We start from the raw sequence: 9,509 nt of genomic DNA on the forward strand, positions 1-9,509 counted from the left end.
GCCCTCTGCGTCCTTCAGAAAACGCTGCGCATCGCTCCAGTACCCCGCAGTCGGCTTCAACCCCGAGTCGACCGACTGGAAGAACGCGTTGAACCGCTCCATGTACCGCTCGCGAAGGTACTTCGCGATCATCGACGCCAGCGCCGTCGGGAGGCACAGCGACTCTGCCTTCTCTGCGAAGACGATTCGTGCGACGCCGGTCCCGCGTCGCAGGACGTACGCACTCTCGCCGTCCGCCTCGCGGATGACTTCCAGCGACCACTCCTCGAACATTTGCCTCAAAAAGGGGCCGTACCGACTTCGCCCGCCCTGGCGATCGACCACGACGGACAAGCCCCCGGGAGACGACGCATGGCGTTCGAGCAGGTCGTAGAGCAGCTCCGCCAACGCCACCTGCACGACGGCCGACTTGTTGCGCGTCGCGACGCACAGCCGGTTGTACTCCGGCTCGAACAGCAACCGGGATTGCAACGACACCACCCGGCATCCCGCGCCCTGCACGGCATGCCGAAGCACGTTGGCGGCGATCGCGACATTGTCCGACGACGTCCAGAGCGGATGCCGCTCGGACTCGGCCGGCGCGTACCAACGCGGCACTTCCGTCGGCTTGAGCGACAACGCCTCGTGCACGTCGTCCAGCGACGTCGGGACCGCGGCACCGGTTGCGGCCTGAAACGCAAGCACGCCGCGCTCGAGCGCGACGCGTCCAGCGTCGGCCCGGCCGGCGAAGACCTTCTTGGAGTCGCTGACGTGCAGACGCCGGCCGCTGCGATCGCGTGTCGAAGAGACCGCATCGCCCAGCAGACGCCACAGATCGGGCAAGTGCTCCGGCGTGTCAGCCTGACCAGTGGGCACTTCGACGGCGCTGCTGCCGAGGCAGAGCGGACCGAGCAGTGGGCCAAGGCCCGCTTCGTCGATGCCGGCGACGATCATGCCGCGAGTCGAGCGAAGCGTGCCTCGAAGGTCAAGTCGTCGGCCCGGACAAGACGCCGATGAGTCGACGTCTTGCCTGGACCGAAGCGAAGGCCACTACTTCTTCTTTGCCCGCTTGACGGTCTTCTTCTTAGCGGTCTTCTTGACGGCCTTCTTCGTGCTCTTCTTGGCGACCTTCTTAGCAGCCTTCTTGGTGCTCTTCTTGGCCGTCTTCTTCGGAGCCTTCTTGGCGGTCTTCTTGGCGACCTTCTTGGTCGTCTTCTTCGCCGCCTTCTTGGCGGGCGCCTTCTTCACGCTCTTCTTGGCGGGGCTCTTCTTGGCGACCTTCTTGGTGGCCTTCTTCGTTGACTTCTTGGCAGCCTTTTTGGCCGGCGACTTCTTCGTCGACTTGCTCGCTTTTGCCATGCTCAAACCTCGGTGAGGGAGGGGAGGATCGTCCGACGACGATCTCAGTGTGCGACCTGTAGCATGTGTGCGGCTCGGGCCGAAAGGGTCGCCACGTTGTCAACAGGCAGCGGACACTCGCGCGAGGTCTCGTTCACCACCTGCAACGACACACTCATCGGCGACGAAGCGCAGACGCCTTAACCCAACGCCTTCGCAAAACGCTCCGATTCTCCGGACTTCTCGCTCGTTTTACACGCACTCGCCATGACGCTTCGCCTTCGACTGCGACACGCTCTTGCCGAAACGGAGCTCCAATTCACACAAGAACTCGGTGAAACTCCACAAATTTTTGGCCGAGGCCAAAACGCCGACGTCGTCGTCGCAGGCAGAGGCATCGCGCCCAAGCACCTCGCAATTTTTTTTGACGCGCACTCGCGCAAGTGGCTCGTTCAAGACGGCAACACACGCGGACGAACGCGCGTCAACGGCGTGCCGCTCGTCGACAGCACCCAACCGTGTCCGCTCGTCGAAGACTTCGTCGTCACACTCGGCGACGATGACTCGGTCGCGTCGATCACCGTGCTCGGCATCGATGTCGTCGACGACACGCCCGTCGACACGGCAAGCGACGTCGAGTTCAAACCCGTGTCGTCGTTCACGTCACGACGCAAGCGCAAACGCTCACCCGTGATGCTGCCGATCGCCTTTGCCGGTTCGATCGGCGGGGCGTTCGTGCTCGGGCTGCTCGGCGGACAGAAAATCGCCGAAAACCCTCAGAATCTCAACGTTTCTGGCGGTTTTGCGGAAGACCAGCTGTCCGACATCGACGCACGACGACCACCACCGCCGCCATCGACACGGCCGCGGACGATCACCCAAGACGAACCGCTCTTGCCACGCCTCGACGGTGCGGTCGCCGACATCGATCTCACGCCCGACCCGACGCTGCAGAGTCGCGGCGAGCTTCTCGAAGGCGAGGCCGACGCGGCAGGCGTGCGCGGCTTCATCGCTGGCATCGCGCCCGACGATCCCCTTCGTGCGAGCAGCGCGTGGATCGATGTCATCGCCGCCGAGCGTGCCGGCGAGCCGATCGCGATGCTGCAGAGCTACCGCGCGTTCACGCGGCTGCCCGAAACGCGGACCGGCGACTTGCGCTACGAGGTGCTGCGTCGACTCGAAGACGCCGTCGATGCGCTGTGGTGGGAGCGCATCGCGTCGCTGCTCGAGGAGGAGTTTGCGATCATCGAGTCGTCGCTGGATGCCGAACTTCGACTGCGCGGCCTCGAAGGCGAGCCCGACGCCGAGGTGGCCGCGGACTTGCGCGAGCACTTGCTCTACGCGCAGCGACGGCTTGCGCTTGTCGACGCGGAGCTTGCCGACACGATGCGATACACGTCTGGCGAGGTGCCAAACCTGATCAACACCGATCAGCTGCGCCGACTCCGGGCGATTCGTAACAAGGAGGCTTACGCGTCGTGGCGATCGACGCTGCTGTCGCACGTTCAAAATGGCAGGCTACCCTGGGACGAACGCCCGACGTCGCGCCCTGCGGACGACTCCGCTTCGTCTCGCGAACCCTCTGTTTCCGTCATCCTGAGCGAGCGCAGCGAGTCGAAGGACCTCGCCTGAACGAAGCACGAAGGACCTCGCCTGGACGAAACACGACGACGAAGAGTCAGACGAGGTCCCTCGGCTGCGCTCGGGATGACGGAGGGGGCGGGTTGGCTTCGCTACGGTGAGTCGATGCGGGTGGCGCTTTGGGCCGCGATCTTCCTGATCTGCGGGTTGCCGGTGCTCGTGGCATTCTGGCCGGTGGTTTCGCGTCCGTCGGCGTGGTTGGCGGCCTGGGAAACGCGAGAGGCCCATTTCAACTCGCTCGGCTTCGCGCTCGCGTCGGGACTCGTCGCGGGCATGGTCGCGATCCTGCCGGCGCTGCTGGTCGCTTCGCGTGTTGCGGCTGGGCTGGTCGTGGTTATCGGCGTGACGCTGCTCGCCATTCCCGAGCAGGCTTGGGCCTATGGCGTGGCCGAAGCGTGGCGGCAGGTCGGCTGGACGGCACCACCCGAGACCTTTGCCGCTAGCTTGCGCGGCGTGGTGACTGTCGCGACGCAACTCTGGCCGATCCCGGCGGCGGCGACGGCGTTCACGCTCGCACGCCTCCCGGTCGACGTCGTCGAAACCGCCCGGATCGATGGTGTGTCCCGTCGCGTGATCGCCCGAGTCGTTCTGCCCGCGTGGCTGGTCGGTTCGGGCGTCGTTTCGCTGCTGACGCTGCGGATGACCACGCCGTTTGACCTCGGCGCCTTTCTCACCAGCGGCGTCGCGGCACGACAGACGTATGCCGAAGCGACCGGCGACCTCGGCGACAAGACCGCGGCCGCGATCGGCGTGACGATGCCGACGACGCTCGTGGTCGCGGCGGGCGTGTGGCTGGTGTGGCGCGTGTCGGCCGTAGTGAGTCGCGAGTCGATCGTCGGGCCGGCGCGACTGCAGGTCAGCGGAATGACGATCGTGGGTGCGTTGGCGTTGCTTGCGTTGATGATCACACCGGTCGCGGCGCTGGTCGTGACGTCGGGGCCGTCGTCGCCGCTCGGATGGATCGACGCGAACCTGCCTGGCCTGCTCAACGGTCTCACGCTCGGCGGCATCGTCGTCGTCGTCGCTTCGCTGCTGGTCGCACTCGGCGTTGTCTCAAAGCCGCGATGGACGCTCGCGATCGCCGTTGCGACGTTCGCCGTCGGCGGGCAGGTCGTGGCGTTATCGCTGATCCGATTGCTCAACGCACGCCCGGAGGACGGCTTGGTCGCGAGTCTGCAGGACGTCGCTTACGACCTGCTGTACGACCGCCCGCTGTTTCACGCCTGGCCCGCCGCGGCGATGTTCGCCTTCGTGCCGCTGGTTGCCGCGCTGTGGACGTGGCGTGGCGTGTCTGCGAGCCTGCGCGACCTCGCCGCTGTCGACGGGGCGGGGCGACTCGCGACGGCTTGGCGCGTGACGCTCCCGACGACCTGGCCCATCCTCGCCGCATCTGTCATCGCGACGGGCCTGCTCGCGATGGCCGAACCCAACGCGGCTGCGCTGACGTATCCCGGGTCGCTGGTCAACACGATGCTCTCCAACGTCCACACCCTCGCCTACGCCGCCATGGCCGAGGCCGCTCTGCTCGCGGCGGGCGTGGCGCTCGTCGGCACGCTGATCGTCGTCGGCCTGCTAGGTGTGCGACGCGTCGCCGTCCTGCCGGTGATCGCGGCGAGCCTGTTCCTCGTGGGTTGCGACAGCGGCGATGAGCCGGAGGCGGTCTTCGGCACGCTCGGCAGCGGCGACGGGCAGCTCGTCTACCCGCGCGCGATCGTCTACTCCAAGGCTGAGGACGTCGTCTGGGTCGTCGACCGCACCGCCCGCGTGCAAAAACTCGACGCGGAAACCGGCGAGTTTCTGCTCGGCTTCGGCATGCCCGAACAGAACTACGGCAAGCCCGTGGGCGTCAGCGTCGACGACGACGGCAACGTCTGGGTGCCCGACACGCACTACAGCCGCGTCATCGTCTACTCGCCAGGGGGCGACGAGCTGTTCCGCATCGGCACCAACGGGCAGGGGCCCGGCGAGTTCGTCTGGCCGACGGACGTGTTGCTCTTGGATGACGGCCGCGTCCTCATCAGCGAGTACGGCGCCGGCGAAGACGGCAACAACGACCGCATCCAGCTCTTCGAGCCGTCAGAGAACGACGAACTCGCGGCGACCGCGTCGATCGGCTCGTTCGGCATGGACGAGGGCCAGTTCCGCAGGCCGCAGTCCATGACGACCATTGGCGACGTGCTGTGGGTCGCCGACTCGTCGAATCACCGCCTGCTCGCCTTCGACCTTCGCTCAGACACCCTCGGCCAGCTCCTGGACACGATCGGCCACGAGGACGCCACGAGCGACGCGGGCGGCTTCCGGTTTCCATACGGCGTGGTGGCGGATGGTGACGGCAAACTCGTCGTCGTGGAATTCGGCAACAATCGGCTGCAACGCATCGATCCAGAGACCGGCGAAAGCCTCGGCGTCTGGGGCGGTTTCGGGGCCAGACCCGGCACGTTTCGCTACCCGTGAGCCGTCGCGTACGACACCCAACGCGATCGCTTGCTCGTCGCCGACGGCGGCAACGACCGCATTCAGGTGGTCGCGATGGATGCCTTTCGGCCGGTCGATGCGACACAATCTTCCGAGGCGGTGGCAACGCGAGGCCGTTCCGTGGATGATCGGGGCGGGTGACGCTCCTGCCGCTCCATCTCACGCTCGCTGCGCTCGGACTTGAGCGGCTGACGTGGCTCCAGGCCGGCCTGCTCTTCGCCGCACTCGCGGTGCCGACGATTTGGCTCGCACGCAAGGCCCTCGAGCCGCTGGGGCCACGACGTCGCTGGATCGCGCTGGGTGCCCGGCTGGTCGTGCTCGCGCTGGCGGTGCTGATCCTCGCGGGCGTCCGCAGCGAGCGGAAGAACGACACCGTCGAGGTGATGGTCGTTCGCGACGTCTCGGCCAGCGCTCGGCAGTCGACCGACGACACCGCCGGACAGAGCTTGAGTCGCCAGATCGGGCAGTGGGTCGCCTCCGTCAGCACCGACGAGGCCGGCAAGGAGCCCGACGATCGCGTCGGCATCGTCAGCTTCGACGCCTCGGCCTACGTCGACCAGATGCCCAACAACCTGCCCCAGGCGATCGGCTCGGTCGCCTCGGCGGTCAATCGCGGGCAGACCGGCACCGACGTCGCCGAGGCCCTCAACCTCGCCCTGGCCACGTTCAGCCCGGACAGTCGGCGTCGGTTGCTCTTGGTCTGGGACGGCAACACCACCGAAGGCGACCTCGACGCCGCCATCGCCCGCGCCAAGCAGGCCGGCGTGCCGATCGACGTCATGCCGCTCGAGTGGTCGGCCGGCAACGAGGTCTACCTCGACGACCTCTACGCCCCGACGTGGCGTCGCGAGGGCGAGCCGTTCACGCTCGAAGTCATCCTGACCAACACCAGCGCCTTCGAGACGCCCGGCACCCTCCGCGTCGAACAGGAAGGCCGGCCGCTGGACCTTGACCCGACGCAGCCGGGCGTTCAGGCGGGTCGGCCTGTGATTCTGTCACCGGGACGCAACAAGGAGCTGGTCATCGTCGACCCGCTGCCGGGCGAGCGAGCCAACGTCCGCCGATTCCGCGCGACCTTCGAGCCCGAGCGACGCCGCGTCAACGGCCAGCTCCAGGCCGTCGGCGACGGGCTGGTCGACAACAACTCCGCCAGTGCGTTCACCTTCGTCCGTGGCAAGGGCACGGTCCTCTACGTCGACAACGTCCGCGACAATGCCGGCGATCCGCTGGCCGAGGCGCTCGCGAGCGAGCAGGTGGCCGTCCAGCGCGTCGGCATCGGCGGGTTTCCGACGAACCTGGTCGACCTGCAGGCCTTCGACGCCGTCATTCTCGCCAACGTCCCGCGCGGAGCCGGCGGGCTGACCGCGCCGCAGGACGCCGCCCTCGCCCGCTACGTCCACGACACGGCCGGCGGGCTCGTCATGATCGGCGGGCCCGACACCTTCGGCGCAGGTGGCTGGCGCGGCAGCGCGACCGAGGCCGTCCTGCCGCTGGACATGGACGTGCCGAGCCGTCGGCAGATTCCCAAAGGCGCGTTGTGCCTCGTCATGCACTCGACCGAGATGCCCCAGGGCAACTACTGGGCCGAGCAGTGTGCCCTGGCCGCGGTCGAGGTGCTCAATCGCGACGACGAAGTCGGCGTCCTGAGCTACGACTGGACGTCCGGCAAGAGTCTGTGGGACTACCCACTCCAGCCCAAGGGCAATGGCAGCGTCGTCGCGGCAGCCATTCGCAACATCGAGCTGGGCGACATGCCCGACTTCGACGATGCCCTGACGCTCGCGCTGCTGGGTGACGGTCAGAATCCCGGCCTCGAAATGTCGGACGCGCGTCAGAAGCACGTCATCATCATCAGCGACATGGACCCATCGCCGCCGAGCGGCCGGTTGCTGCAGCGATACAAGGACGCGCAGGTCAGCATCAGCACGGTCCAGGTCGCCGGCCACGGCTCGCCGTTGCAGGCGGTTGCGAGAAACCTCGCCGAAGAGACCGGCGGCACGGCCTACGGCCCGATCGAGCAGGATCCGTCGCAGCTGCCGCAGATCTTCATCAAGGAAGCAACCATCGTTCGCCGGACGCTCATCAAGGAAGACTCCAACGGCATTCCCGTCGCCGAGACCACCGACGCCGCAGGCAGCGAACTGATGCGCGGCATCAACCCGGCCGACACCGGGCCGGTCTTCGGCATGGTGCTGACCACACGCAAACCCAGCCCGCTGGTCGAAATGCCGCTCCTCGCCAGCGAGCAACAGGACCCGCTCTTCGCTCACTGGACGGCCGGCCTGGGCAAAAGTGCCGCGTGGACCAGCGACGCTCACAACCGCTGGGCCGCACCCTTCACCGGCAGCGCCGCGTACGACAAGTTCTGGGCCCAGGTTGTCCGCGGCGTCTCTCGCGCACCTCAGTCGGGCGACTACGAAGTTACGACCACCGTCGAGAACGGCCGAGGGCGAATCGTCGTCGAGGCCGTCGGCGAGGACGCGCGGTTCAAGAGCCGTCTGAGCGTCGCCGGCAGTGTCCTCTCGCCCGACGGTGACGGCCAACCCGTCACGCTCGTCCAGACGCGTCCCGGCACGTACGAGGCCGAGTTCGACGCACGCGACGAGGGCAGCTACGTCGTCGCCCTCAACGCCGCCGGCCCCGAGGGTTCGTCGGCCCTGCGTGGCGGGACGAGCGTCAACGGCACCGACGAGCTACTCGACCTGCAAAGCGACGCCGCGGCCGTGCGACGCGTCGCCGAGGAAACTGGCGGCCGGGTGTTGCCGGCCTTCGGCGAGTTGTCCGAAGAGACGTCGCTGTTCGCCCGTCGTTTCACGGATGCAACCGGTGCCGAGCGGACGTTGCCGGAAGTGACGAGCCCGCTGCCGATCTGGGACTGGCTGGTGCCGTTGCTGATCGCGTTGGTTTTGATCGACGTGGCGATTCGTCGGATCGCCTGGGACCGCGAGTTGGTCCAGCTCGTCGCGGACAAGGCCGGCGCGGGGGTCCGCGGATTCACGGTCACAACGCGTCTGGATCGCGACGCCGGCACCCTCGACACCCTCCGCCAACGCCGCCCGGCCGAAGCGACCCGCACCGCCAAGTTCGAGGCCACAGAACCCGCCCCCGACGACGACCTCACCACCCGCCTCCGCGGCCCCTCGCGCTCGGCATCGACTTCGAAAGCCTCACAGTCCGCCAGCCCTGACGAGGGCGGCGGCATTTCGTCGCTGATGGAGGCCAAGCGGCGTGCGCGAGAGAAATTGGAGGAGGGGCGGGACGATGAGTGAAACGCAAAGACGCAAAGAGGCGAAGCCAGAGCAAAGGGAAGAAAAGAAGAGCTACTTCGCGGCTCGGGCTCGCATCGTCGGCGAGTGGGACGACGGAAGCGGAGATGAGACTGCCGAAGACGCCTGCCGACAAGTGATTGGTGCCGCCATCGAGGTTCACCGTGTCCTGGGGCCGGGGCTACCGGAGGTTCTCTACGAGAAGGCACTAGGCCATGAGCTGACGCTTCAGCAAGTGTCGCATCGGCGACAGGCACCCGTGCCAGTCACCTACAAGGGCGTGGTTGTCGGAGAAGGTTTCATGGATCTGCTCGTGCAGGATCGCCTCGTCGTTGAACTGAAGGTTGTCGACGACCTTCACCCGCTACATCTCGCGCAGGTTCGCGCCTACTTGTCGGCCGCCCGCCTCCGCCTCGGCCTACTCATCAACTTCAACGTTCCCATCTTGCGCGACGGCATCCGCCGCGTCATCAACCCGCATACCAGTTTCTGACTTCTTTGCTCCGGCTTTGCCTCTTTGCTCCTTTGCGTTTCTGACTCCCAACCTCCCATGCCCGAAGAACTCACGCCCGAGCAAGTCCAAGAACGCGCAAGCGCCTTTCGCGCTGACTACGAAGCCGTCCGTCGAGAGATTGGCAAGGCCATCGTCGGGCACGCCGAGATCGTCGAGGGCGTGCTCATCTGCCTGTTCACCGGCGGGCACGCGCTGCTGGAAGGCGTCCCGGGCGTGAACTGAACGCGTCCGAAGTCGAGGTGGAGTGCTTCGGAGAGTGCCCGGATGAGCGCGGTCTTCCCAAGGCCCGGGACGCC

General features: G+C 66.9%; 7 protein-coding genes and 1 pseudogene. 5 read left to right on the plus strand and 3 right to left on the minus strand.

Annotation, left to right across the window (positions count from 1 at the left end; genetic code table 11):
• Together AAGI46_12835 and AAGI46_12840 are read right to left on the minus strand one after the other, a co-directional pair.
• Positions 1-933: hypothetical protein (locus AAGI46_12835; GenBank protein MEM1013094.1), on the minus strand; the 933-nt coding region annotated here is incomplete at its 3' end.
• A 96-nt stretch (positions 934-1,029) separates the two neighbouring features.
• On the minus strand, positions 1,030-1,338 hold the full coding sequence (locus AAGI46_12840; GenBank protein MEM1013095.1) for a hypothetical protein: 309 nt from the start codon (positions 1,336-1,338) through the stop codon (positions 1,030-1,032).
• 246 nt (positions 1,339-1,584) lie between these two features.
• On the opposite strand from AAGI46_12840, the gene AAGI46_12845 reads away from it, so the two are divergent.
• The 5 genes from AAGI46_12845 to AAGI46_12865 all read left to right on the plus strand — a co-directional run bounded on the left by AAGI46_12845 (position 1,585) and on the right by AAGI46_12865 (position 9,435).
• A complete protein-coding gene (locus AAGI46_12845; GenBank protein ID MEM1013096.1) occupies positions 1,585-2,949 on the plus strand; it encodes an FHA domain-containing protein in 1,365 nt (454 codons plus the stop codon).
• Between the two features lie 114 nt (positions 2,950-3,063).
• The gene (locus AAGI46_12850; GenBank protein ID MEM1013097.1) at positions 3,064-5,412 is read left to right on the plus strand and encodes a hypothetical protein; all 2,349 of its coding nucleotides are present in this window, start codon (positions 3,064-3,066) and stop codon (positions 5,410-5,412) included.
• 158 nt (positions 5,413-5,570) lie between these two features.
• Positions 5,571-8,702 carry a VWA domain-containing protein gene (locus AAGI46_12855; protein MEM1013098.1) on the plus strand — a complete coding sequence of 1,044 codons (3,132 nt, stop codon included), beginning with the start codon at positions 5,571-5,573 and terminating at the stop codon, positions 8,700-8,702.
• Positions 8,695-9,192, plus strand: a complete 498-nt coding sequence (locus tag AAGI46_12860) for a GxxExxY protein (GenBank protein MEM1013099.1) — start codon at positions 8,695-8,697, stop codon at positions 9,190-9,192. The genes AAGI46_12855 and AAGI46_12860 overlap by 8 nt, the downstream gene beginning before the upstream one ends.
• A gap of 57 nt (positions 9,193-9,249) precedes the next feature.
• Entirely contained in the window at positions 9,250-9,435 is a 186-nt protein-coding gene (locus tag AAGI46_12865) for a hypothetical protein (GenBank protein MEM1013100.1), read from the plus strand.
• On the opposite strand, the pseudogene AAGI46_12870 reads toward AAGI46_12865, so the two are convergent.
• Positions 9,423-9,509, minus strand: a pseudogene (locus tag AAGI46_12870) (AAA family ATPase). The gene AAGI46_12865 and the pseudogene AAGI46_12870 overlap by 13 nt on opposite strands.

It is taken from the genome of Planctomycetota bacterium (assembly GCA_038746835.1).
Taxonomy (GTDB): domain Bacteria; phylum Planctomycetota; class Phycisphaerae; order Tepidisphaerales; family Tepidisphaeraceae; genus JBCDKH01.

Coding starts and splice junctions, on each gene's coding strand:
- AAGI46_12865 (MEM1013100.1), top strand. CDS start 9,250: ATGCCCGAAGAACTCACGCCCGAGCAAGTCCAAGAACGCGCAAGCGCC.
- AAGI46_12845 (MEM1013096.1), top strand. CDS start 1,585: ATGACGCTTCGCCTTCGACTGCGACACGCTCTTGCCGAAACGGAGCTC.
- AAGI46_12850 (MEM1013097.1), top strand. CDS start 3,064: ATGCGGGTGGCGCTTTGGGCCGCGATCTTCCTGATCTGCGGGTTGCCG.
- AAGI46_12840 (MEM1013095.1), bottom strand. CDS start 1,338: ATGGCAAAAGCGAGCAAGTCGACGAAGAAGTCGCCGGCCAAAAAGGCT.
- AAGI46_12860 (MEM1013099.1), top strand. CDS start 8,695: ATGAGTGAAACGCAAAGACGCAAAGAGGCGAAGCCAGAGCAAAGGGAA.